The sequence below is a fragment of the Streptomyces sp. HSW2009 genome (assembly GCF_040240285.1).
In the GTDB taxonomy this organism is placed as follows: domain Bacteria; phylum Actinomycetota; class Actinomycetes; order Streptomycetales; family Streptomycetaceae; genus Streptomyces.
Map to the genome: position 1 here is coordinate 1 of NZ_JBEHZD010001166.1, position 425 is coordinate 425.

General features: G+C 63.3%; 1 protein-coding gene. It reads right to left on the reverse strand.

Translation table 11 applies throughout. The annotated features are described in order from the left end of the window. A partial coding sequence (locus AAHZ94_RS35055; RefSeq protein ID WP_349997683.1) for an AMP-binding protein occupies nt 1-425 on the reverse strand: 425 nt, incomplete at both ends.

Sequence of the window (425 nt, forward strand, 5' to 3'; positions counted from 1 at the left end):
TTCGCCACCGGACCACCAATCCCCGGCACACCCACACCCTCAACCCAACCAGCCGTCGACCAAATCGTCGTCTCCGTGGGCCCATACACATTCACCACCCGCTCAGCCCGACCCACCAAACCCCGCGCCACATCCACCGGCAACACCTCACCACCCACCAACACCCGAACCCCCGACAACACCCCACCACCAGACTCCACACCATCCACCACACCCGACTCCACAGCCCCCAACACCCCACGCCACAAACTCGGCGTCCCCTGCATCACCGACACACCCTCACCCACCACCACACCACACAACCCCACCACATCCCGCACCACCTCACGACCCACCACCACCACACAACCACCCACCACCAACGGACCAAACAACTCCAACCCCGCAATATCAAACCCCACCGTCGTCACCGCCAACAACACATC